Raw genomic sequence first — 24537 nt, forward strand, 5'->3', positions numbered from 1 at the left:
TGCCGTCCTGCACACTGTGCATGATGAGTGACCCAGGCAGCGATTTCCGCCTCTACCATTCCAACTCCCTGGACGTGCTGGCCGCGCTGCTGGCGCGCAACGTGCGTGCGCCGGTACCGGGCCAGCCGCTGCTGGCGCCGGAAGTGGTGCTGATCCCGCAGGTGGCGATGCGGCGTTGGCTGCAGGCGACACTGGCGGCCGAGTTCGGCGTGGCTGCCAACCTCGAGTTCCTGACCCCGGGCGAGTTCGTGGCGCGCGCGCTGAAGGCCAACGTCAGCGGTGAGCAGGACGATCTGGACGCCGCCGGCCTGCACTGGAAGCTGTACCAGGCGCTGCGCGATCCGTCGGTGCTGGCGCAGCCACCGATGCGCGCGCTGCAGTCGTATCTTGCCGGCGATGATGCTCTGAAGCCGTGGGCGCTGGCCGGCGAGCTGGCCTCGGTGTTCGAGAAGTACCAGGCCTGGCGGCGTGACTGGCTGCTGCGCTGGGCGGCGGGGGCCGATCCGGCCGATCCGCAGGCAATCCTGTGGCGCACCATCACCCGGGGCCACGACTATCGCGCCCGCCGCATCCAGGAGTACCTGGACCGCTTCGAAGGCGCCGGCCAGCCGCTGCCGCAAGGCTTGCCGCCGCGCATGTCTGCGTTCGCGACGCTCAACATCTCGCCCGACGTGCTGCGGGTGATGGCCACCCAGGCCCGGGTGGGCGAGCTGCACTTCTACATGCCCACCCCGGTTCAGTCGTACTGGGGCGACCTGCAGACGCTGGCCGAGCGCCTGCGCAGCGGCGCCCCCGATCCCTTCGGTGAAGCGGCCGGCGAGAACCGCCTGCTGGAAGCCTGGGGGGCGGCCGGCCGCGACTTCATGGCGGTGCTGGGCAGTTACGAGGTGGTGCATCCGGCCGGCGAGATCGCCGCCTATTCCGATCCGGAGGAGGACACCCGGCCGACCCTGGACGAAGGCGGCCTGTCCGACAGCCTGCTGCATCGCCTGCAGCGCGATCTGTTCCACCGCCGCGCACTGCCCTCGGGCGAGCTGCGCGAAGGCCTGCGCAGTGACGACCCCAGCCTGCAGGTGCACGCCTGCCATACCCGGCTGCGCGAGCTGCAGGTGCTGCACGACCAGCTGCGCAGCCTGCTGCAGGATCCGCGCTTCGACCCGCCGCTGCAGGCGCGCGAGATCGCGGTGCTTGCACCGGACATCGATCCCTATGTGCCGTACCTGGAAGCCGTGTTCGGCGGTCGCGGCGGCGAGGAGGAGCACATTCCGTATGCGTTGGCCGACAGCAGTCCACTGGCGGGCGAGCCGCTGGCCGATGTGTTCGTGCATCTGCTGGGCCTGCCGGTCTCGCGCTTTGGTTTGAACGAAGTGCTGGACCTGCTGGCCAGCGCGCCGCTGGCCGAAGCGGCCGGGCTGGAAGCGGTGGACTTCGATCGCCTGCATGGCTGGCTGCAGCAGGCCGGTGCACGCTGGGGCCTGGATGCGAAGCACCGCAATCAGCACCAGGCACCGGCCGACGACGCCTACACCTGGCAGTTCGCGCTGGATCGCGTGGTACTCGGCCATGCCACCGGCAGTGAGGCTGACCTGGCCGGTGTGGCGCCGTGGATCGAACTGGAAGGCGGCGCGCTGGACGCGCTGGACCGGCTGCTGCGCCTGTTGCGCGTGCTGGCGATCTATCAGCGTCGCCTCGGCGAGCTGCTGACCCCGGCGCAGTGGCGGCAGCGCCTGCTGTCGCTGCTGGATGCACTGCTGCCCACCGCGCCCAGCTCGCCCAACAGCCAGCGCGCGCTGGAGCGCCTGCGCAAGCTGCTCAACCAGTTCGCCGACGATGCCGCCAAGGCTGGTTTCGAAGACGGCGTGCCGCCGGAGGTGGTGCGTTCGCACTTCGCCGGCGTACTGGGGGAGGCCGATACGCGCGCACCGCTGCTGACCGGTGGCATCAGTTTCGGCCGCATGGTGCCGATGCGGCTGCTGCCGTTCCGGGTGATCTGCGTGCTCGGTCTCAATGATGGCGATTTCCCCCGCCGTGACCCTGCCGCCGGTCTCAACCAGCTCACCGCCGAGCTGGATACGCCGCGCCGCCGTCCGGGCGACCGCTCCACCCGCGAGGATGACCGCTTCCTGTTCCTGCAGCTGTTCGCGGCCGCGCAGGAGGTGTTCTATCTCAGTTATCTCGGCGCCGATCCGCGCGATGGCAGCGTGCGTGAGCCGTCGGTACTGGTCAGCGAACTGATCGATGCCGCCGCCGCGTATCACCTCGATCCGCCTGCGGCGGTCCGCGACTTCACCGTGCGTCACGCCTTGCAGCCGTTCTCGCCAGCCGCGTTCGGTGATGGCGATCCACGCCGCTTCAGCTATCGCCGCCAGTGGCATCCGGCCGCCGGGCGCCTGACCGGCCAGCGCGGTGGCCTGCAGCCATGGTTCGATGCACCGTTGCCGCCGCCGCTCGACGATGCGGTGGAAGAGGAGGTCGCGCTCGATACCCTGCGCCGCTTCCTGTGCGACCCGGCCGGGCAGTTCCTCGCACAGTCGCTGGGCCTGCGCCTGGCCGACGATGTCGAGGAGGTCGATGACCTGGAACCGCTGGTGCTGTCGTCGCGCGGGCCGGAAAAGCGCAGCGTGCAGGCGGCGGTGGTACGCGCCACGCTCAGCGGCGATACCGAGCCCTTGTACCCGCGGCTGCGCGCGCGTGGCCTGCTGCCGTCAGGTCCATTGGGCCAGCGCCAGTTCGAGGTGGAGCAGTTGAAGACACGCCCGTATGCCAGTGCGCTGCTGGGCTGGATGCAGGGCGATCCACTGGAAAGCCGCCGCTACGAAGTGGACATCGATGGCGTGCGCCTGCATGGCCGCGTGGCCGATCGGCATCCCGAAGGGCTGGTGCGCCTGCGTGCCGGCACGCTCAATGGCAATGCAGTGATCCGCCAGGGCCTGGACTGGCTGCTGGCCAACGCCGCTGGCGACGCGCTGCGCCTCGTGCAGTTCCACGATGGCGGCGATGCCGGCCCCGGCCCGCATGTGCTGCCGGCATTGAGCGTTCCGGCGGCGCGCGCGGCGCTGCGTGCGCTGCTGCAGCTGCGCCAGCGTGGCTTGCGCGAGCCGCTGCGCTTTGCCCCGTACACCGGCTGGGTGCTGTACAACGCGCCGACAGAAAAACAGCGCAGCGAAGGCTGGAAGCAATGGCACGGCAGCGACCGCACCTGGGGTGAATCCAGCAGCGACGCCTGGCAGCTGCTGCTGCGCGGCGCAGACCCGTTCGCCACCGATGCCAGTTATGCCGACCTGCTGCGCAACAGCCAGGTGGTCTTCAGCGCGGTGCGCGAAGGCCGCACCCTCGGCGCCGAAGCACGCCAGGAGGGCAACGCATGAGCACCGCCATCGCCGAAGACGGCATCGAATCCCTCAGCCGTGATCCCTACCTGGCCCTGCCGCTGGACGGCATCCGCCTCATCGAAGCCAGCGCCGGCACCGGTAAGACCTTCACCCTGGCCACGCTGTTCACCCGCCTGGTGGTGGAGCAGGGCCTGCGCATCGGCCAGATCCTGGCAGTGACCTTCACCGACGCCGCCACCCAGGAACTGCGCAAGCGCATACGCGAGCGCCTGGCGCTGGCCGCACGCCTGGTCGATCTGGAACCGGCCGAGGGAGAAGCGCCGGATGTATGCCTGACCCGCGAAGTCCTGCAGCGCCATCTGCAGAGCGGCTCCGAGAGTGCCACCGCACTGAAGCGCCGCCTGCAGGTGGCCGCAGACGAGATCGATCTGGCGTCCATCTTCACCATCCACGGCTTCTGCACCCGCGTGCTGCGCGAGCATGCGCTGGAAAGCGGCCATACCTTCGACCCGCCGGAACTGCTGGCCAGTGACCGCGAGCTGCTGGAGGAACTGGCAGCGGATCTATGGCGCGTGCATGCCAATGACCCGGCCACGCTGGAGCCGCTGACCTGGCTGTGGTCCAACCCGGACGCGCTGGCCGCCGATCTGCGCGCGCTGCTGGCCGCGCCGCCACTGCATCCGTTGCCGCAGCCGGTGGCGTTGCCCGATCCGCATATGGCCCTGCAGGGCGCGGCGGAAGAGCTGTCTGCACGCGTACGCGAACACGGCGAGCAGTTCTTCATCGACCTCTGCGATGCGGTCGACAACAAGTGGCTCAACGGCGTGTCCTACAAGCTGGGCTGGCTGCATGCGTTGGGCCGGCAGCTGCTGGCCTGGGCCGAGCGCGCCGACCCGCGCGAGCTGCTGATCAGCGAACGCCTGCCGGCGCTGCTGCCGGAGGCGTTGGCCGCCAAGACCAACAAGAAATTCGCCGAGCGCACGCCGTCGTCGCCATTGCAGGCACCGTTGGGGCGCTATGTCGTGCTGCTGGCCGAACGCGATGCCTGGTTGCGTGCCACCGCATTGAATTTCCTGCACGCGCTTCGCGCCGACGCCACGCAGCGGCTGCAGGCACTGAAGCGCATCCGCCGGGTGCAGACCTACGACGATCTGATCGATGGCGTAGCGCTCGCCCTGGAAGGCCCGCAGCGACTGACGCTGGTCAGGCAGCTGCGCGCGCAGTACCGCATCGCGCTGGTTGATGAGTTCCAGGATACCGACGATCGCCAGTGGGGCATCTTCCACACCGTGTTCGGTGATTCGCCGGAGGTGCGCGAGCTGGGCCTGGCACCGGCGTTGTTCCTGATCGGCGACCCCAAGCAGGCGATCTACGGTTTCCGCGGCGGTGATATCCACACTTACCTGAAGGCCAAGCAGGTGGCGCAGCAGGCGCCGGTGCTGGACCAGAACTTCCGCTCGCGACCCGCTGTGCTGCGCGCGCTGCAGGCGCTGTACGACAACGCCGGCGAAGACGCCTTCCTCGAACGCGACATCCAGTTCGAGCCGGTGCGGCCCGGTGGCGTGCGCAGCGATGCGGACTACCAGCGCGACGGCCATGCCGCCGCGGCGCTCACCCTGCGCGTGCTGCGCAGTGGCGGTGACAAGGCGATGAGCGCCGATGCCTCGCGCGATGCGGCGACCCAGGCCTGCGTGGCCGCGATTCACCAGATCCTGGTCGAGGCGCGTGCGGGCAATGCCGTGTTGCGTGGGCGCCCGGTGCAGCCCGGTGACATCGCGGTGCTGGTGCGCTCGCATCGCGAGGCCACCCTGGTGCAGCGCGCACTGGCCGCGGTCGGCATTCCGGCAGTGGCAGCCGGCAAACAGAGCCTGTTTTCCACGCCTGAAGCGCGTGATCTGCGTGCGCTGCTGCTGGCACTGCTGCAACCGGCCGACGAGGGCCGCCTGCGCGCAGCGCTGGCCACGGTACTGCTCGGCCAGCGCGCAAGTGCGATTGCGGCGATGGAACGCGAGGGCGACCTGCAACGTGGGTTCCAAGCGCAGCTGCTGCACTGGCGAGAGCGCTGGCAGCGCGGCGGGCCGTTCGCGGTGATCGCCGATGTCTGTGCCGCGCAGGGCGAGCGTCTGCTGGCGCTGATCGATGGCGAGCGCCGCCTCACCAATTACCTGCAGCTGGGTGAACTGCTGCAGGAAGCCTCCGCGCAGGCGCTGGGCATGCACGGGCTGCTGGACTGGTTGCAGGGGCAGATGGCCAGCGCCGACCAGGATGACGAGCAGCAGCTGCTGCGCCTGGAATCGGACGCGCGCCGTGTGCAGATCATCACCTTGCACAAGAGCAAGGGCCTGGAGTATCCGCTGGTGTTTCTGCCCTTCGTCGGCATCGACGGCGGCGCACCGAACACGGCCTCGCACTGCACGGTGCATGTGGGCGGCCAGCGCCAGCTGCACTGGAAGCTGGACAAGGACGAGGCCTGGGAAGCGGCCACCGCGCAGCGCGAACGCGAGCAGCGCGCCGAGGATGCGCGCCTGCTGTATGTGGGACTGACCCGCGCCGAGCATGCGCTGTGGATCGCCGTGGGTGATCTGGCCGGGCTCGGCAAGACGCGGCTGGCGCCGCTGCTGGGTGACCTGCAGGCGCTGCGCGCGCTCGCCGATGTGCACATCGATGACAGCGAGGCGCCGGCCACGCTGCCGCAGCTGGCGGCCGAAGTGGAAGGTGAGCTTCCAGCCGTGCGTGCACTGACCCGGCGCGTGCCGCACGACTGGTGGGTGTACAGCTTTACCCAGCTGGCCCACGCAGATGCAGGCGTTGGCAGCGATATCGAAGCGGCCGCCACCGAGCTGCCGGCACCGGCCGCCGACGAACCGGCCGGCCCGGAACTGCCATTGGAACCGGCGCTGCCTGAACCCACCGCGGCCGCCGAGGACAACGCCCCGCTCGATCCGCGCTTCATGGGCAGTCGCTTCGGCAACGTGCTGCATGAGGCGATGGAGAACGTCGACTTTGCTGCATGGGCGGACTGGCAGCCGGGCCTGGAAGCCCCTGAGGGCCAGGCCGAGGTGCTGCGCAAGGCGCTGCACGACGAAGGCTATGCCGATGTCGATCTGGACGACGGCGTGGCCGTGCTGGTGCCGCTGGTTGGCCACACGCTGACCGTGCCGCTGCCCGAAGGCGGTGCGCTGCACAGCCTGGGTGAAGGCGAGCGCCGCGCAGAAATCGACTTCCATTTCGCCATCGAACCGACCACGGTGCCGGGGCTGCTGCAGGTCCTTCATGCGCACGGCGTTTCCAGTGGTCGTCGAGGCTTCGGCCAGCGTCGCCGCCTGGAAGGGCTGATGACCGGCATGATCGACCTGACCTACGTGCGCGACGGGCGCTGGTACGTGCTCGACTACAAGTCCAACCGCCTGCCCGGCTACAGCCCGGACCTGCTGGCCATTGCCATGCGGCACAGCGAGTACGACCTGCAGGCGCTGATCTACACCGTGGCCCTGCATCGCTGGTTGCGCTTCCGCCTGGGCGCGGCCTACGACTACGAACGTGACATGGGCGGCATCCGCTACCTGTTCTGCCGCGGCCTGGATGGCACCGGCAATGGCGTGCATGTGGACCGTTTCCCGCTGGCGTTGGTGGAGGCACTGGATGCGTTGTTTGCCGGTGGCGAGCAGGCCCAGGCCGAACTGGCCGCACGTGCCCGTGGAGCCAGCGCATGAGCCTGCTGAAGGAACTGCACCAGAAGGGCCAGCTGCGCACCCTTGATCACGCGTTGGCGACCAGCCTGCAGCGGCTGCGCGACGACACGCCCGAGAGTGTGGCGCTGGCGGCGGCGCTGGCCTCGCTGGCGGTATCGCAGGGCCACGCCGCGTTCGATCCGGCACAACCGCAGCGGTTGCTGGAAGGCGTGCCCGAGTGGCCTGCCGCGCACGACTGGCTGGCGCAGCTGCGCGCATCGCCCTGGGTAGCGACGCCGGAGCAGGCCGACGCCATCGCCGAGGATGCGCCACTGGTGCTGGAGAACGGCCTGCTCTACCTGCGCCGTTATCGCGAGTACGAGCGCCAGCTGGCGGCCGGGCTGCAGCGCATCGGCCGGCATCCGCTGCCGGCGCCGGACATGACGGCGTTGGCGCCGCTGTTCGCGCAGCTGTTCCCGCAGGCATTGAACAGTGAAGATCACCAGGCACGCGCAGCCGGCGTGACCCTGCGCCATCCGCTGGCACTGGTCACCGGCGGCCCCGGCACCGGCAAGACCACCACCATCGCGCGCCTGTTGCTGCTGCTGGCGGCGCAGGCCCGGCATGCCGGCCCGCCGCTGCCCGAGGTGGCGTTGGCCGCGCCGACCGGTCGCGCTGCCGAGCGCATGGCCGAGAGCCTTCGCGTAGCCGTGCAACGTCTGCAGGAACAAGGAGTGGATGCGACGCTGTGCGCGGCATTGCCCAGTACCGGGACCACCCTGCATCGCCTGCTCGGCGTGATTCCCGATTCACCGCGCTTCCGCCACCACGCTGATAATCCACTGCCGGTGGATGTGGTGGTGGTCGACGAAGCGTCGATGATCGATCTGCCGATGATGGCCAAGCTGGTCGATGCGATCGCCAGTGGCACCCGGCTGATCCTGCTCGGCGACCCGGACCAGCTGCCGTCGGTGGAAGCCGGCGACGTACTCAGCGCGATCCTGCGCGCCAGCGGCGATGGCATCGGCACCCGCGCCGACGACGCGCAGGCACTGCATGGACTGCTGGCGCCGGCCACCTTGCAGCCGCAGGCGGCACCACGCGCCTTTGCTGGCCGCCGCGTGCAGCTGCAGCGCGGTTACCGTCAGAGTGATGCACTGGACCTGGCGCCGCTGGCGCATGCCGTGCGCGAAGGCGACAGCAGCACCGCATTGCAGCTGCTGCGTGGCGGTTCACTGGCTGGCGTGCATTTCCATGAAGGCGAAGCCGATCCATTGCGTGGCCAACGCGAGCATCTGCTCGGCCACTGGCGCGCGCTGGCCGAGGCCGCTGATCCGGTAAGTGCCCTGCAGCAGGCCGGGCGCCTGCGCGTGCTGACCGCATTGCGCGAAGGCCCGCAGGGCGCGCGCGGGCTCAACAGCCGCATCGAACAGCTGCTGGCCGGCAACACCCCGGGCTACTTCCAGGGCCGCCTGCTGCTGGTCACCGAGAACAGCTACCGGCACCGCCTGTTCAACGGCGATATCGGCATCTGCCTGCGCGATGGCAGCGGCGCGATGGTGGCTTGGTTCCCCGGCGATACCGTCGAGCAGCCACGCGCCTTCCACCCGGCCGCACTGCCCGCGCACGAAAGCGCGTTCGCGATGACCGTACACAAGGCACAGGGCTCGGAGTTCGACGAAGTGTGGTTGCAGCTGCCACGCCAGGATAGCCGCGTGCTGTCGCGCGAGCTGGTCTACACCGGCCTGACCCGCGCCCGCCAGCGCCTGCACGTAGCAGGCAGCGCAGAGGTGCTGCAGGCCGCATTGAAACGCCACGCCAGTCGAGTGGGTGGCCTGGCCTGGCGCTTGGGTGCGGAAGGCGTGATCGAAGCACCATCGATACCGATCGAAGAACCGACGGTGCAGGGCCAGCTGTTCTGACCTCAGTCCTTCCAATTCCTCCAATCACAACGCACACCTTCATCCACGCATGGCGTGGATCTACCGTGTCGACCAAGGTCGACACCCACCAGAAGCAAGCCATGCCATTCCGACAGATCGCGGGAAACTGTCGAAGGCGGGGTGGGTCCGGTTGCGGGGGCGTGCAGCGTCCCCCGCAACCGGGCCCACCCCGCCATCCCACGGAATGCCAGCCTTTGACGTTGCCGTTGAAGTTGATTCGGCAGGTGCAGGGCGCAGCCCTGCCGCCATACCTACTCCGGCATCAGCACCAGGCCATCGGGGAACACGATCGCCGCTTCATCAGCGCTCACATCGAAGAACCCCACGCCGTGCTTCTCGGCCAGGTCCTGCACGCGACCATGCGCGCGCTCGGCCACCGAATAGGCGAATGCGCCATAGATCACCTGGTGGCCGATGCTGTACTCGGTCACTTCGGCACGATCGTCATCGTCGTTGCTCAATGGGCCGTTCAACGGCGGGAAGTCCCGCGCCATCTCCGTGAACCACGCCTGCAGCGCCGGGCTGCTGACGGCCGGGTCGTCATACTCGTGGCGCTCGTTCCACTGCGTCTGCTTTTCGAACCAGGCGATGAAAGCCGCCGCCTCACGTGGGGCGGCGCTGGCCTCGAACACCATCATGTCGTAACTCATTGAACCGTCCTGTGGGGATCGCGAGTGGCCGCCGGGCATGGCCCGGCGCTACCGAACCACGATGGTAGCGCCGGGCCGCGCCCGGCGGATCGCATTACACGGACGGCGATTCGGCGCCTACCCATCCCGGCGCCAACGCTTTCGCCTCCGGGAACAACGCGAAGCGCAGGCCGATCAGGCCCATCAGCGCCTCGTCGCGGGCCTTGCAGGCGCCCACGCTGCCGACCCGGCCCAGCGAGGTATCCAGCCGCTCACGCAGCGCCTCGGCCGCCACAATGGGTTTGCGCGCGGCGATCTGACGGCGGTAATGCACGGCGATCTCTTCCAGGATGTGCTCGACCGCTTCGCGGCTGCGCTCGGGCAGCTCCAGCCGCGCACGGCGCAGCTGCAGGATGTTCAGGCCGATGCGCGCCTCATTGAGCATGTCCACCGAAGCGATGTCACTGCCCTCGGGCGTCGCCGCCAGGCGCGGTGCGAGCAGGCCCAGCAGGTCGAGCATGCGCGCGGCGAAGCGCTGGCGGTCCTGCTGGCCACGTCCTTCGGCGGCTTCGGCCAGCGTGGTCCAGCCCTGCCGCACCAGCCGGCGCGCGGTCCATTCGGCACCCACCGAACGGAACAGGCGGGTCATCACCACCGCAAAGCCAATGCCGATGAACATTGCGATGGACGAGTTGAGGAAGGTCTGGATGTTGGCGCTGTAGGTGTTCTGCAGGCTCAGCAGCGCGGCCAGGTTCACTGTCAGCGGCAGCGCGAACAACGCGCTCTTGGGGTGGTGCAGCATCAGCCCCAGGGGCAGGAACGCCACCGCCAGCACCAGTGCCAGCAGGCCAAAGTCGTGCACGGCCGGGAACACGCCGAACAGGTACACGCCGGCCACCACCGAGGCGACCATCGCCCACACCAGGAACGACACCATGCTCGGTGCCGGATCGTCCTGTGCGGCGAAGAACGCGGCGGTCACCGCGGCCATCATCGCGCCGTTGCCGCCGCCTTCCCATCCCAGCGCGATCCACAGCACGCAGTAGCTCATCAGCGCCACGCCGGCGCTGAGCGCGGAGAACAGCGCCATGCCGTAGTCGACGTGCTTGTCGGCGGCCACGCGTTCGGTGCGGATGCGGTAGTGCGCGCGGTCCAGCGGCGCGGTGCCGTGGTCGATGGCATGCTGCAGGGTGCGGCAGTCCTGCCACAGGTCCACCAGTTCTTCCAGGCGCAGCAGCAGGCTGGCCAGCTGCAGGTGCTGCAGGTCGCGGTCCACCTGCGGCTTCAGCGCACTGATGCGCGCGCGCAGGCGGGCGTACTCGCTGGCATTGGTCGGCCCGTCGAGCCAGTCGTGGATGTCGTCGATCAGCTCCGGCAGGCCTTCCGGCAACGCCTGGCCATCGCTGCGCAGCGCACTCAGGCGGTCGGCGATCGAGGACAGCACCGGCAACAGCAGCAGCATGCGCTCGCGCAGGCGCTCCATCGACACCGCCGACCCTGCATGGCGTGGATCATCGCGGCGCAGGAATTCGATCAGCGCCTCGAACTGCACCAGATCGGCGGCCAACCGGTTGCGTGGCGCGTGTGCACGGCCACGTTCCAGGATCTGCCGGCACCACTGCGCGGCGTCCTCCATCCAGTTGCCGATGCGGGCGCGCAGCATCGGGCGCACCGAGGCCGGGAACAGCAGCGAGGCGAACAGCACCGCCACCACCGTGCCGAGGATGATCTCCTCGCTGCGCGCCACCACCGTGTCGAAGATGGTTTCCGGCGAGGTCACTGCGGGGAAGCCGATGAAGGCGGTGGTGTAGCCGGCCAGCAGGAACGCGTAGCCGCGCGGCCCGCGGTTGAGCAGGGCCATGAACAGGCAGCCGGCCAGCCAGATCGACATCGCCGCGCTCAGGACCAGCGGCGTTTCCACCAGTGCCGGCAGCACCAGCAGGGTGGCCAGGCCGGCCACCAGGGTGCCGACGATGCGGTACACGCCCTTGGCACGGGTCGGGCCCAGCAGCGGCTGGCTGACGATGTACACCGTGCCCATCGCCCAGTACGGGCGCGACAGGTTGCCGGCCATGGCGATGTACAGCGCGGCCACCGCGGCCAGGTAGGTCTTGATCGAGAACAGCCAGGCCTGGCGGTCGGTCAGCGCGTTCATGGCTTACTTCGCCGAGGCCTGTGCGGTGGTCGGCGCCGCGGGGGCGACCGTTGCCTGCCAGCCGCCGCCCAGCACCAGGAACAGATGGATCTGGTCGCGTGAGACCTGCGCTTCGGCGGCGGCCAGGGTGGCATCGCTGGTGGCCAGGCTGCGGTCGGCATCCAGGCTGGACAGGTACGGCGTGCGGCCACCCTGGTACAGCCGGCGGTTCTGCTCGGCGGCCAGTGCGGCCTGTTCCTGCGCGATGCGCAGCGACTGCAGCCGGCGCAGGTCCTGCGCATAGCGGTCCAGCGCGGTCTGGGTCTCGCGCAGCGCCTGCAGGACCGTGTGGTCGAACTCGGCCAGCGCCGCGTCGGCACCGGCTTCGGCGGCGTGGATGCGCGCGTGCGTGCCCGACGACGGCAACGTCCACGAGATCAGCGGGCCGATCGACCATTGCTGGGTCATCGGCGTGCCGAAGTCTTCCAGCAGGCCGGCGGCACCCACCGAGGCACCCAGGCGGATGTCCGGATACAGTTCGGCGGTGGCCACGCCAATGCGCGCGGTGGCCGAGGCCAGCTTGCGTTCGGCCTGGCGCACGTCCGGGCGGCGCTGCAGCAGCGCCCGGCCATCACCGACCGGCAGCGGCTGCGCCAGGCCGGGGGCGTGTGCACAGTCGATCACGCCAGCCGGCAGCTGGCCCGGGGTCTGCCCGAGCAGGGCGGCCAGCGAATAGGCGGCCGCCGAGCGCTGCGCATGCAGCGGCGGCAGTGCAGCTTCCAGCAGCGCCACCTGGGCATTGGCGCGGGCCAGCTCCGGCGGCGTGCCACGGCCAGCCGCGATCAGGCGTTCGGTAACGGTGCGGCTGCGCTGCTGCAGCTGCAACGAATGCTCGGCCACGTGCAGTTCGTGGTTGGCATGGCAGATTTCCAGGTAGCTGTCGGCCACCTGGGCGACCACACTGACCTGGGCCAGATCGCGTGCCGCCGCCACCGACTGCTCGTCGGCACGCGCCGCTTCGGCGCCGCGCTTGAGCTTGCCGAACAGGTCGAACTGGTAGCTGACCGCGAACTTGCCATCGGCCAGGTTGATCACCGGCAGCTCGTGCTCCTGCAGGAACGATTCGGCCGACAGCTGCGCGCGGCTGACGCCGGCCTCGGCCTCGTACTCGAAGCCGCCGGCGTCCAGCGCCTGTTCGTACACGGCGGCGGCGCGGCGCAGGTGCGCATCGGCGGCCTTCAGTTCCACGTTGTCACGCAGCGCCTGGGTGATCAGCCCGTCCAGCACCGGGTCGTTGTACAACGACCACCAGCGGTCGGGCAGCGCCTGGTTGGCGGCCACCTGCGGGTTCTGCGTATCGATGAAGGCCGCATTGGCCTCCGGGCGCTTGAACGCCGAGCCTTCCGGCAGCGCGTAGTCCGGGCCGACGGTCCTGCACGCGGCCAGGCTGGCCAGCGCGACGATCAGGCTGAGACGGGGCAGGGTGACGTTCACAGGCCCGCCTGTGTCGGCGCGGTGCCGACCTTGTCTGCATGCTTCGTGCTGTTGGTCTGTACGGTCACCGTGGCGGTACGGCCGGCAATCAGCTCAACGCCCTTTGGCACTTCGTCGATCGCGATGCGCACCGGAATGCGCTGCGCCAGCCGCACCCAGTCGAAGGCCGGGGTCACGTTCGGCAGCAGGGTGCTGCCGTTGCTGCGGTAGCGATCCTCGATGCCGGCGGCGATGCTCTCGACATGGCCGCGCAGCGGCGCCGATTCGCCCATCAGGCGGATGTCCACGCGCTGCCCCGGGGCCACGCCGCGCAGGCGGGTTTCCTCGAAGTAGCCGTCGATGCGGAACGAGCCGGTGTCCAGCAGCGCCAGCACCGGCTTGCCGGCCACCACGTAGTCGCCCACGCGCATGGTGCGGTCGTTGACCCGGCCATCGGCCGGTGCGCGCACCTCGGTGCGGCCCAGGTTGAGCTCGGCCAGGTCGACCGCCGCCTGTGCGGTGCCCAGCGCAGCCTGTGCAGCCTGCAGCTTGGCGCGGCGCACTTCGGCGTCCTCGGCGGCGACCAGATCCTGCAGGCTGCGGTCACGGCCGATTTCGCGGCGCAGCTGCGCCACCGAGGCCTGGCGCTCGGCCAGGCTGGCCTTGGCCTGTTCCAGCGCGATGCGGTAGCGCGCGCGGTCGATCACGAACAGCACGTCGCCCTTCTTCACCGCCTGGTTGTCGGCCACGTTCACCGTTTCCACCAGCCCGGACACGTCCGGTGCCACCTGCACCACGTCGGCACCGACATGGGCGTCGCGGGTCCACGGCTCATCCATGTAATAGACCCACAGCTGGCGCAGCACCAGCAGGGCGACGATCACGGCTGCGCTGGTCAGCAGTATGGGCAGGGTCTTCTTCACGATCTTGTTCACGATTGCATCCAACGCAGGAGGTGGAACAGCAGGCCAAGCACGATCCCGTACAGCGCCAGGTTGAACAGCGCCGGGTGCCATACATGGCGATAGGCGCCGGCACGCTGCAGCAGCGCGTGCAGGCCGCTGTTGACCAAGTAGGCCAACAACATCAACCCGAGCAGGGTCGGGACGAACACTCCATGGAGACTGAATTCACCGGGCATCGGAAGGGGCGGGGGCGAGGTGGGGGAGGGGAGGGACAACAGAACAACGGCAACGGGCAAAAGCCGCTGGCGTATGCACGGCAGCGGCGGTGTTCGGGGGCAGCGCTCTTACGTGATGCGGTCGGCGGCCTCGGCCAGCAGGCGCCAGGCCTTCAGCACGGCGTGCAGTTCATCCATGGAAAGCTCGCCGAACACGTCCTGGCGCAGGCCGATCAGCTGGTCTTCCAGCTCGCTGACCAGCGCCTGCCCGGCGTCGGTCAGCCACAACAGGTTGGCGCGGCGGTCGCTGGCATCGCTTTCGCGGCGGACCAGGCCGCTGGCGCACAGCTTGTCCAGCAGGCGCACCAGGGAGGGCCCTTCCATGCCCAGCTGCTGGGCCAGTGCCACCTGGCGGATGCCACCGCCGGAGCGGCCGATCATCAACAGGGGCATGGTGCAGGCGGTGGAGATGCCGTAGCTGCCGAGCCGACTGTCGGCCAGGCGCTGCCACTGCCGCCCTGCGTACAGCAGGCCGGAGCTGAGCTGCATCTGCAGCACGGTGCGCTCGTCGAGGGGTCGGTCCATAAGAGATAGATAGGATACTACTAATTTCATTCCTATCAATAGGTTTTTCTGAATGGGTGGGGTGTGGTGAGGAAAGCGTTGCGCCTGCCTGGTGTCGGTGGGGCAGCGGGCGCCGGACGGTGCAGGACACGCCGTGAACCCCCCTCCGGGGTCCGGCCCAGCCGCTGGCGGCTGTGCGTTCGGGCGCTTGCGAGGCATGCCTCGCAAGCAAAGCGCCCTCACCCTTGGGGGCTCGGCCGCGGCATCCATGCCGCGGACGGTCCTGCCCCGCCCGGCCCCCGCTGCCTTCCCATCCCCCCGCGAGCGCGGTGGGTTGGCTCTTAGAAGCAAGAGCAGAAGCAGTGCGGACCAACGGTCCGCACCCACCAAAGCAGAAGACACCACAGCAGCGGCGCGCTGCTTCCGAAGTCATGAACCCCCGCTTTTGCCCCCGCTTTCGGGCGGTCCGGCCGCGCCCGCGGGAAATTGTCGGAGAGGGGGAGGGGCAGGCCAGGCAGGACCGTCCACGGCATGGATGCCGTGGCCGAGCCTACAGGGACGTACTTGCGGCGTGTCCTGCCTGGCCTGCCCCTCCCCCTCTCGCTCAGCTGCAACGAGGCGCTGCAAGAGACCCCCGATGAACCGTCCCAACAGGACGACCCACCCCCCGGTCGGGTACGATGCTCGCCCCCCGTTCGGGACGCTGTACGCAATGAGCAAGAACAACGAAAAGGCCGCCCCGCAGGGCGACGTGACCCAGGACCAGGCCGAGGATGCCGTGCGCACCCTGCTGCGCTGGGCCGGTGAGGACCCGTCCCGTGAAGGCCTGCTGGATACCCCCCGCCGTGTCGCCGAAGCCTATGGCGACTGGTTCAGCGGTTACCGCGACGACCCGCGCGCCTACATGGAGCGGACCTTCGAGGAAGTGGCCGGCTACGACGAACTGATCGTCCTGCGGGACATCGAGTACGAAAGCCACTGCGAGCACCACATGGCGCCGATCATCGGCCGCGTGCACGTCGGCTACCTGCCGGCCGGCAAGGTGGTGGGCATCAGCAAGCTGGCCCGCGTCGTCGAAGCCTACGCCCGTCGTTTCCAGGTGCAGGAAAAGATGACCGCGCAGATCGCCCAGTGCATCCAGGATGTGCTGCAGCCGATCGGCGTCGGCGTGGTCGTCGAAGGCGCCCACGAGTGCATGACCACGCGCGGCATCCACAAGCGCGGCGTCAGCATGGTCACCTCCAAGATGCTGGGCAGCTTCCGCGACGACGCGCGCACCCGCGCCGAGTTCCTGCGCTTCATCGAAGTGGGCGGCAAGCGCTGAGCCGCTTGCCCGCACCGCGCCGGCCCCTGCAGGCCGGCATGCCCACGGCTGCCCCCGCGGCAGCCGTGCATGGCGGCTCGTCCCTGTCAGCCCTACAGACTTCTTTCGCTGCATGAAGCATCGCGAACGCATTGCCCGTTACCGCCACCTGCGCGAACAGCCCCAGTGGAAGCTGCTTGCCGCCGACCACGCCCCGGAAATCATCGGCCTGTTGCAGGGCCTGCTGATGGACGGCGAGCGCACGTTGCCTTCGTCGGTGCTCAACGAGCGCCTGCAGCGCGCGCTGGACCAGCTGGCCGGCGATGAACTCTCGCGCGAGCTGCCGCGTACCGCGCAGGCCTACATCGCGCACTGGCTGGCCCAGGGCTGGCTGGAACGCCGTTTGCCCGAAGGCGCCGACCAGGAGCAGTACGAGCTGTCCACCGCCGCACTGCAGGCGATCCGCTTCGCCGACGGCCTCGAGCAGGCCCGCGTGGCCGCCACCGAAAGCCGCCTGGCGCTGGTCATTGAGCAGCTCTCGGCGCTGGCTGCGCAGACCGAAGCCGATCCTGATGCGCGCCTGTCCGCGCTGCACGACGAGCGCGACCGCATCGATGCCGAAATCGCCCGGGTCGGCACTGGCCGCGTGGTTGCGCTGGACGGCAAGCGCGCGCTGGAACGCACCCGCCAGATCATCGGCCTGGCCGACGAGCTGACCGAGGACTTCCGCCGTGTGCGCGATGACTTCGAGCAGCTCAATCGCGATTTCCGCGAACGCATCATCGACGACGAGGGCGAGCGCGGCGACGTGTTGTCGCAGCTGTTCGAAGGCGTGGATGTCATCGGCGAAAGTGACGCCGGGCGCAGTTTCCAGGCGTTCTGGCGCCTGCTCAACGACGCCGAGCAGAGCGCCCAGCTCGATGCCGCGCTGGAAGCGGTGCTGGCGCGTGGCTTTGCGCGCCGCCTGGACCGCAACGAACGCAACTTCCTGCGCAGCTTCACCAGCACCATGCTCGAACGCGGTGGCCAGGTGCACGACGTGCTGCAGAACTTCGCGCGCAGCCTGCGCGGCTTCGTGCAGAGCCGTGGCTACCTGGAACAGCGTCGCCTCAACCAGCTGCTGAAGCAGGCGCAGTCCGAAGCACTGGCTCTGCGCGACGAATTCCCCGCACAGCGTGGCATCGGCCGTGACCTGCAGTTGACCACCAGCCGCCTGCGCTCGTGGTCGCAGTGGAGGCTGCACGATCCGCGCAGTGCCCAGGTCGATGGCAATGTCGAATACAACGACGCCGCGGCCATCAGCCTGGAAAGCGTCGGTGATCTAGTCGCTTCGTCCGAAATCGATTTCCGTACCCTGCGCCGCGACCTGCACGACCTGCTCGATGCACAGCCGCGGCTCAGCATCGCCCAGGCCCTGTCGCAGCGCGAAGCGCCGCAGGGCCTCGGCAGCGTCATCGGCTACCTGTCGCTGGGCACGCGCTTCGGCAACGTGGTTGCCGGCGAGCAGGAGCTTGCGCAATGGCGTGGTGGCGACGGCCAGATCCGTCGCGCCCGCATCCCGCTGGTTTGGTTCACTCAGGAGAGACGCCATGAGCTGGCATGAAGATCCCATCGACGCACCGCAGGCCGACGTGGCGGAAGACGCCTACGAGGCCGAGCCGGTGGCGGCCGTGGCGCAGCCCCGCCGTGGCAACGACGTGTATTACCTCGGCGATACCGGGCGCCTGCCGCTGGATGCGCGCCGCGCGCTGTGCCAGCTGCTGATCGGCCCCAGCATCGACCAGCTGCGCCACGCCAAACTGTGGCCGGCGCTGATCCGCAGCGAGGCGGCCATCCGCTCGTCGCTGGCGGACCTGTTCCTGGAACTGGTGCTCGATCGTGACAGCGGCGTGGCGTTCACCCGCCAGGCCGATACCGAAGACGTTGATGCGCCGGTGCTGCTGCGCACCTCGCCGCTGACCTTCATCGACTCGGTGCTGCTGCTGTACCTTCGCCAGCAGCTGGCCGAGGCCGATGCGCGCGGCAACCGCGCGGTGGTCGCCGATGCCGAGATGGCCGAAGCGTTGGCCATCTACGAAAAGAACCTGTCCACCGACCGCGCCGGCTTCAACCGCCGTGTCGCTTCGGCGGTGCAGAAGATGAAGGACAACCACATCCTGACCCGCCTCAGCGGCCAGGAAGACCGCCACGAAGTCTCGCCGGCGCTGAAGCTGCTGTTCTCCGCCGAAGACGTGTCCCAGCTCTCGGCGGTCTACCGCCAGCTGCGCGAAACCCCGGCCGCCGAGGCCTGAGAGACCCGACCATCGCATGGCTATCTCCAAGCACACTCCCGCCCTGTTCAACGAAGGCCTGCCGGACCCACGCCTGCAGCAGTTCCGCATGCGCCGCCTGCAGGTGCACAACTGGGGTACCTTCAACGGCCTGACCGAAGTGCCGATCGCCGAGCGCGGCTTCCTGTTCGTCGGCCGTTCCGGCTCGGGCAAGTCGACCCTGCTCGATGCCATGTCCGCGCTGCTGACGCCGCCGGCCATCGTCGACTTCAACGCCGCCGCGCGTGAAGCCGAACGCAGTGGCCGCGACCGCAACCTGGTGTCCTACGTGCGTGGCGCGTGGGCCGACCAGCAGGACAGCGGCACCGGCGAAATCGCCACCCAGTACCTGCGCAAGGGTGCGACCTGGACCGCGCTGGTGCTGGAATACCGCGCCGGCGATGGCCGCGTGGTCAGCCTGGTGCGCCTGCTGTGGATCTCCGGCAACGGCACCTCGGCTGGCGATGTGCGCAAGCACTACATGATCGCCGAGCGCCCGTTCGACATCGCCAAGGATCTTGGTGGTTTCGACCTGGACCTGCGCAAGCTCAAGCAGAAGCTGTCCGACCTGCACCACTTCGACACCTTCTCCGGTTACGCCGAGCGCTTCCGCGACCTGCTCGGCATCGACAACGAGATGGCGCTGCGCCTGCTGCACAAGACGCAGTCGGCGAAGAACCTGGGCGACCTCAATGTCTTCCTGCGCGACTTCATGCTCGACACGCCGAAGACCTTCGACGCCGCCGAGCGCCTGGTCAGCGACTTCGCCGAGCTCGATGGCGCGCACCAGGCGGTGGTTACCGCGCGCCGCCAAGTGGAAACCCTGCTGCCGGCACGCGCCTACTACAACGACCTGAAGGAAATGCACCGCCGGCGTGGCGACGACGAAGCGCTGAAGCTCGGCGTCGACAGCTTCCGCGAAAGCCGCCGCCAGGCGCTGATCGAAGCGCGCCTGCGCGAGATGGACGTGCGTGACCGTGGCCTGCTTGGCGAGGAAGCCCAGCGCCGTGCCGCACTGGACAACCACACCGAGCGCCTGGCCGAACTGGAACTGCAGCGCCGCCAGCAGGGCGGTGAGCGCATCGAGGAACTGGAACGCGAGCAGGGCCGTGCTGAAGCCGAGCGCGACCGCCGCCAGGCCAAGCGCGAGCAGGCACGCCAGGCCGCGCAGCAGCTGCAGGCTGAACTGCCGGACGACGCCCACGGCTTCGCCGAGCTGGTCGAGCGCGCGCAGAACGAACTGCAGGACCGCCAGCGTGCCTCTTCGGCGCTGGACGACGCGATCAGTGATCGCCTGGGTGGCAAGCGCGATGACGAGCGCCGCTTCGGCGAAGTCCGTGCGGAACTCGAAGCGATGCAGCGCACGCCGTCCAACATCCCTGCGCCGATGCAGAAGCTGCGCGCGCGCCTGGCCGAGGAAACGGGCATCGCCGAAGCAGCGCTGCCGTTCGTTGGCGAACTGATCCAGGTCCGCTCCGAAGAGCAGGGCTGGCAGGGTGCCATCGAGCGCGTGCTGGGCGGTTTCGCGCTGTCGCTGCTGGTCGATGACAAGCATTACAACGACGTCGCCGAGTGGGTGAACCGCACCCACCTGGGCATGCGCTTCACCTACTACCGCGTGCGCCGCAACGATGATGCGTTCGCGCGCGAGCCGTCGGCGAAGTCGCTGCTGCACAAGCTGGAACTGCGCGAGCACGTGTTCGAAAGCTGGCTGCGCCGTGAGCTTGGCAAGCGCTTCGACTACGAGTGCGTCGATGCCAAGCAGCTGCGCAACGTCGATCGCGGCATCACCCGCGAAGGCCAGGTCAAGCATCCGGGTGACCGCTTCGAGAAGGACGACCGCAGTGCCGTGGGTGACCGCCGTCGCTGGATTCTCGGCTTCAACAACCACGACAAGGTCGGCGCCTTCGAGCGTGAAGCACAGGAACTGGCCAAGCGCATCGCCGGCTGCGAGACCGACATCGCGCGCCTGCGTGGCCAGCGTGATCGCGACAACGAACGCCGCCTGGCCTGCCACGAGCTGGTCAGCATCAGCTGGAACGAGATCGATATCGCCGCCCCGCAGCAGCGCCTCAGCGATATCGAAGCGACGCTGCGCGACCTGCGCGAAGGCAATGCCGACCTCGCCAAGCTGGCCAAGCAGATCGATGCGGTGCGCGCGGACATCGAACAGTCGCGCCGCACCTATGAAGACGTGCGTGTCGAGCGCGGCCAGCTGGTCAAGGAGCGCGATCGCCTTGACCGCGCACGCCAGCAGAGCCGTGCGCTGGTGCTGCCGAGCCTGGCCCAGGAGCAGGAAGCCGGCCTCGCCGAGCGCCTTCAGGAGCAGGGCCCGCTCAGCCTGGAAACGCTGGAAGCGCACATGCGCCAGGTCAGCAACGCGCTGAATGAGCAGCTGTCTTCCTCGCAGCAGGACCTCAACCGCATCGAGAACCAGCTGATCGGCTGCTTCCGTCGCTTCATCCAGCAGTGGCCGGAGGAATCGGGCGACTTCACCGTCTCGGTGGCCTCGGCCGAGGACTTCCTCGCGCGCCTCGAACGCCTGGAACGCGATGGCCTGCCGCAGCACGAAGAGCGCTTCTTCGACCTGCTGCAGAACCAGAGCAAGAACAACCTACTGGCCCTGCAGCGGCACAGCGCCGAGGCCCGCAAGTCGATCGGCCAGCGCCTGGACGAAGTGAACGCCAGCCTGGAACAGGTGCCGTTCAACCGAGGCACGCTGCTGACCATCGAACTGAACGACCGACGCCTGCCGGAAGTCGGCGAGTTCCACCTGCAGCTGCGCGAAGTGCTGTCGCAGCAGCAGACCGAGCAGCGCGAGCTGGCCGAATCGCAGTTCACCGTGCTGCGCCAGCTGGTCAACCGCCTGGGCTCGCAGGAAGGCGAGGACAAGCGTTGGCGCGAGCTGGTGCTGGACGTGCGCATGCACGTGGAGTTCATCGGCGTCGAGCTGGATGCGGAAACGCGCCAGCAGGTCGAGATCTACCGCAGCGGCGCCGGCAAGTCCGGTGGCCAGCGCCAGAAGCTGGCCACGACCTGCCTGGCGGCCGCGCTGCGCTACCAGCTCGGTGGTGCCGACAGCCAGCTGCCCAGCTACGCCGCAGTGGTGCTCGACGAAGCCTTCGACAAGGCCGATAACGAGTTCACCGCGCTGGCGATGAACATCTTCGACAACTTCGGCTTCCAGATGGTGGTCGCCACCCCGCTGAAGTCGGTGATGACGCTGGAACCGTTCATCGGCGGCGCCTGCTTCGTCGAGATCAGCGGCCGCCACGACTCCGGCGTGCTGCTGATCGAGTACGACGAAGAAGGCAAGCGCCTGAAGCTGCCCGAGCGCAGCCGCCAGCAGGCCAACGAACCGGAAGAAGCCGAGGCCTGAGCGCCTCGGTCCATCTACCTGTAGAGCCGAGCCATGCTCGGCTGCTCTTCGCGACCTGAAACAACGTGCCAACCAAGGTTGGCACCTGCCATTTCATAACGTCCCTCACGAACCGCGGAACGTATCCCACGCCATCCGCGCGATCAGCACCACCACCAGCCCCACGAACAGCTTGCGGATGAACGGCGTGCCGCCCTTCAGCGCCAGTCGCGTGCCCACCACCGAACCGATGATGTTGGCCGCCGCCATCGGCAGCGCGAACAGCCACAGGATGTTGCCGGTCGGCACGAAGAACGAGATCGCCGCAACATTCGTCGCCAGGTTCACCACCTTCGATGCCGCTGACGCGCGCAGGAAATCCAGGCCGAAGAAGCGCACGAACAGGAAGATCAGGAAGCTGCCGGTGCCCGGCCCGAAGAAGCCGTCGTAGAACCCGATCGCCGCACCGATCGCCAGCGCGATCGCCAGCTCGCGGCGACCGATCTCCTGCGGGCGGTGCAGCGCGCCGAAGTCCTTCTTCCACAGTGTGTAGGCCAGCATCGCGATCAGCAGCACCAGCACCAGTGGGCGCACCGCGTCCTTGGGCAGCAGGCTTACCGCCGTGGCCCCGGCGAAGGAGAAGATGAAGGCCGTGCCGGCCGCGAACAGCACCGGTTTCCACGGGAAGCGCACGTTGCGCGCATAGCGCCAGGCCGCCGCACCGGTACCGAACATCGAACTGAACTTGTTGGTACCGAACAGCATCGCTGGCGTCTGCTGCGGCAGCACCGTGAACAGTCCCGGCAGCTGCACCAGGCCACCGCCACCCACGGCGGCATCCACAAGACCGGCGATGAAGGCGATCACCACCAGCCACCACAACTCGGGGGGAACCAGTTCCAGCACGGCGATCAATCAAGGTGGGGGCGCGACAGCATACGCCTGTCCTGTACCGGCGACCCGTTCCGTGCGTGGATCGATCTGTGCAACCCGGCGACAATACGGATATGAGCAAAAAACCTGCCGATCCCTGTCCCTGCGGCCTGCCCGCCGACTATACGGCCTGCTGCGGCCGCTTCCACGCCGGTGAAGCCGCGCCGGATGCCGAGCGCCTGATGCGTTCGCGCTACAGCGCCTATGTGCGGGGCCTGGCCGACTACCTGCGCCAGAGCTGGCACCCGGATACGCGTCCGGCCGAGTTGTCGCTGGATGATGCGCCCGGTCAGCGCACGCATTGGCTGGGCCTGACCGTGCACGAGCACACCGTCACCGGCGCCGACTGCGCTGAGGTCCGGTTCACCGCGCGCTACCGGGTGGGCGGCGGCAGCGCGGTGAAGATGACCGAGCACAGCCGCTTCCTGCGCATCGAAGGCCGCTGGTATTACCTCGACGCGCTCTGAGCCTCAGCCACCGCGTACTGCCAGCACGCCCTGCCCGGCATAGGCGCGCACCTGGTTGCGGCCGCCGTCCTTGGCGACGTACAGCGCCTGGTCGGCAGCCTTGACCACGGCCGTCGGCCGCGGACCGACGCGGGTGTCGGCCAGACCGATGCTTACCGTTACCTGCACTACCTGTCCGCTGCCGCCGCGCCCGCGCTGCTGGCGCCCGGCGTCATCGTCGCGGCTGCGGGTGCTGCGGTCACGCAGCTGCATGCGCGTGTCCTCGATGCTCTGCCGCAAGGCTTCCACGGCATCGACACAGGCCATTGCCGGGCGGTCCAGGAACACCACCGCGAACTCCTCGCCGCCATAGCGGAACGCACGTCCACCATCACCGACCCGCGCCAGCCGCGAGGCCACCAGGCGCAGCACGTCGTCGCCGGTGTCGTGGCCGTGGGTATCGTTGAACGATTTGAAGTGGTCCACGTCCACCATCGCGATGCTGTAGGTGCCGCGTGCCCGCTGCAGGGTCTCGTTGAACGCGCGGCGCCCGGGCAGGCCGGTCAGCTCATCGCGGAAGGCCATGTGGAAGGACTCCTGCAGCATCGCACCCAGCATCAGCAGCAGGGCAGCGCTGCTCAGCGCTGGCAGCAGCACCGGCTGCAGGAATACCCGTGGCAGCATCCACCACAGGCACAGCAGGGCCAGCAGCATCGCCGTGTGCAGCGGCCGCGGATGCCGCCAGGCCTGCCAGCCCAGCGCCGCCGTGGCCAGCAGGAACAGCAGCGCCGGCAGCTGCGCCAGCGCGTTCCAGTCGGCCGGGATCCACGCCCAGTGACGGTTCGACAGCAGATCGTGCATGCCGCGCGGCTGCTGCGTGGCCAGCAGCAGGAAGATCAGCAATGCCGTACCGCTGGCGACGGAGCGCAACAGCAGGTCGTGGCGGCGACGCCCGCGCTCCGGCCACAACGACAGGCCGGCGAACAGCAATGGCAGCCACGCCGAGATGGCATGGAAGCGCAGGGGTGTCAGCGCGCCGACATGGCCGCTGCGCAGGTAGCCGCCCACGTCCTGGTGCAGCAGCGCGAACATGACCGCCACCACCAGCAGCAGGCAGAGCGGACGTACCTGGTGGTAGAGCAGGGCCAGGCCGGCACCGAGGCAGGCCAGCAGCCAGGGCAGGATGCGCTGCGCCGGGCTGGCCACGTCTGCGGTATCCAATGCGGTCCATACCACTACGGCAACCAGCAGGGCGGGCAGCACGAACAGGTAGTGCGCAGGCTGGCGGAGCGGATGCAGGGGCAAGCAGGAATTCCAGCGCG

General features: G+C 68.7%; 16 protein-coding genes. 8 read left to right on the forward strand and 8 right to left on the reverse strand.

Annotation, left to right across the window (positions count from 1 at the left end; all coding sequences use genetic code 11):
- The first annotated feature begins 20 nt into the window (after window positions 1-20).
- Genes recC through recD form a run of 3 tightly spaced genes read left to right on the forward strand, consistent with a single transcriptional unit; the run spans window position 21 to window position 8925 of the window.
- On the forward strand, window positions 21-3368 hold the full coding sequence (recC, locus tag RI032_RS08990; RefSeq protein ID WP_322548159.1) for an exodeoxyribonuclease V subunit gamma: 3348 nt from the start codon (window positions 21-23) through the stop codon (window positions 3366-3368).
- Window positions 3365-7045, forward strand: a complete 3681-nt coding sequence (gene recB / locus RI032_RS08995) for an exodeoxyribonuclease V subunit beta (protein ID WP_322548160.1) — start codon at window positions 3365-3367, stop codon at window positions 7043-7045. Before recC ends, recB begins: the two co-directional genes overlap by 4 nt.
- Entirely contained in the window at window positions 7042-8925 is a 1884-nt protein-coding gene (recD, locus tag RI032_RS09000) for an exodeoxyribonuclease V subunit alpha (RefSeq protein ID WP_322548161.1), read from the forward strand. Before recB ends, recD begins: the two co-directional genes overlap by 4 nt.
- 272 nt (window positions 8926-9197) lie before the next feature.
- Here the strand turns inward: recD and RI032_RS09005 are convergent, their stop codons facing one another.
- The 6 genes from RI032_RS09005 to RI032_RS09030 all read right to left on the reverse strand — a co-directional run bounded on the left by RI032_RS09005 (window position 9198) and on the right by RI032_RS09030 (window position 14887).
- A complete protein-coding gene (locus tag RI032_RS09005) occupies window positions 9198-9596 on the reverse strand; it encodes a hypothetical protein (RefSeq protein ID WP_322548162.1) in 399 nt (132 codons plus the stop codon).
- Window positions 9597-9690: 94 nt separating this feature from the next.
- Complete coding sequence (locus RI032_RS09010) at window positions 9691-11730, reverse strand: FUSC family protein (protein ID WP_126560701.1); 2040 nt, start codon at window positions 11728-11730, stop codon at window positions 9691-9693.
- Window positions 11731-11733: 3 nt separating this feature from the next.
- Window positions 11734-13203 (reverse strand): efflux transporter outer membrane subunit, encoded by a 1470-nt coding sequence (locus RI032_RS09015; protein ID WP_322548163.1) that lies wholly within the window; start codon window positions 13201-13203, stop codon window positions 11734-11736.
- Window positions 13200-14117, reverse strand: coding sequence for an efflux RND transporter periplasmic adaptor subunit (locus tag RI032_RS09020; RefSeq protein WP_043403026.1), 918 nt, complete (start codon window positions 14115-14117; stop codon window positions 13200-13202). The genes RI032_RS09015 and RI032_RS09020 overlap by 4 nt, the downstream gene beginning before the upstream one ends.
- Entirely contained in the window at window positions 14114-14323 is a 210-nt protein-coding gene (locus RI032_RS09025; RefSeq protein WP_010487502.1) for a DUF1656 domain-containing protein, read from the reverse strand. The genes RI032_RS09020 and RI032_RS09025 overlap by 4 nt, the downstream gene beginning before the upstream one ends.
- Before the next feature lie 108 nt (window positions 14324-14431).
- Entirely contained in the window at window positions 14432-14887 is a 456-nt protein-coding gene (locus RI032_RS09030; protein ID WP_134959077.1) for a MarR family winged helix-turn-helix transcriptional regulator, read from the reverse strand.
- A 691-nt stretch (window positions 14888-15578) separates the two neighbouring features.
- Between RI032_RS09030 and folE the strand changes: the two genes are divergently transcribed.
- From folE to RI032_RS09050, 4 genes are all read left to right on the forward strand, one after another.
- Window positions 15579-16190, forward strand: a complete 612-nt coding sequence (folE, locus tag RI032_RS09035) for a GTP cyclohydrolase I FolE (protein WP_004141296.1) — start codon at window positions 15579-15581, stop codon at window positions 16188-16190.
- A 112-nt stretch (window positions 16191-16302) separates the two neighbouring features.
- Window positions 16303-17772 (forward strand): DUF3375 domain-containing protein, encoded by a 1470-nt coding sequence (locus RI032_RS09040; RefSeq protein ID WP_010487509.1) that lies wholly within the window; start codon window positions 16303-16305, stop codon window positions 17770-17772.
- Window positions 17759-18460: a DUF4194 domain-containing protein gene (locus RI032_RS09045; protein WP_005421303.1), complete on the forward strand. Its 702-nt coding sequence runs from the start codon at window positions 17759-17761 to the stop codon at window positions 18458-18460. Before RI032_RS09040 ends, RI032_RS09045 begins: the two co-directional genes overlap by 14 nt.
- A 16-nt stretch (window positions 18461-18476) precedes the next feature.
- Window positions 18477-21857 (forward strand): ATP-binding protein, encoded by a 3381-nt coding sequence (locus tag RI032_RS09050; protein ID WP_010487513.1) that lies wholly within the window; start codon window positions 18477-18479, stop codon window positions 21855-21857.
- A gap of 105 nt (window positions 21858-21962) precedes the next feature.
- Here the strand turns inward: RI032_RS09050 and RI032_RS09055 are convergent, their stop codons facing one another.
- Entirely contained in the window at window positions 21963-22742 is a 780-nt protein-coding gene (locus tag RI032_RS09055; protein WP_029380158.1) for a sulfite exporter TauE/SafE family protein, read from the reverse strand.
- 101 nt (window positions 22743-22843) lie between these two features.
- Here RI032_RS09055 and RI032_RS09060 point away from each other — a divergent pair, with 101 nt between their 5' ends.
- Entirely contained in the window at window positions 22844-23236 is a 393-nt protein-coding gene (locus RI032_RS09060; RefSeq protein ID WP_322548164.1) for a YchJ family protein, read from the forward strand.
- A 3-nt stretch (window positions 23237-23239) separates the two neighbouring features.
- Here RI032_RS09060 and RI032_RS09065 read toward each other — a convergent pair whose 3' ends face one another.
- A complete protein-coding gene (locus RI032_RS09065) occupies window positions 23240-24520 on the reverse strand; it encodes a GGDEF domain-containing protein (RefSeq protein ID WP_197656858.1) in 1281 nt (426 codons plus the stop codon).
- Between the last annotated feature and the right edge of the window lie 17 nt (window positions 24521-24537).

This window comes from Stenotrophomonas geniculata (assembly GCF_034508895.1).
Classification (GTDB): domain Bacteria; phylum Pseudomonadota; class Gammaproteobacteria; order Xanthomonadales; family Xanthomonadaceae; genus Stenotrophomonas; species Stenotrophomonas geniculata.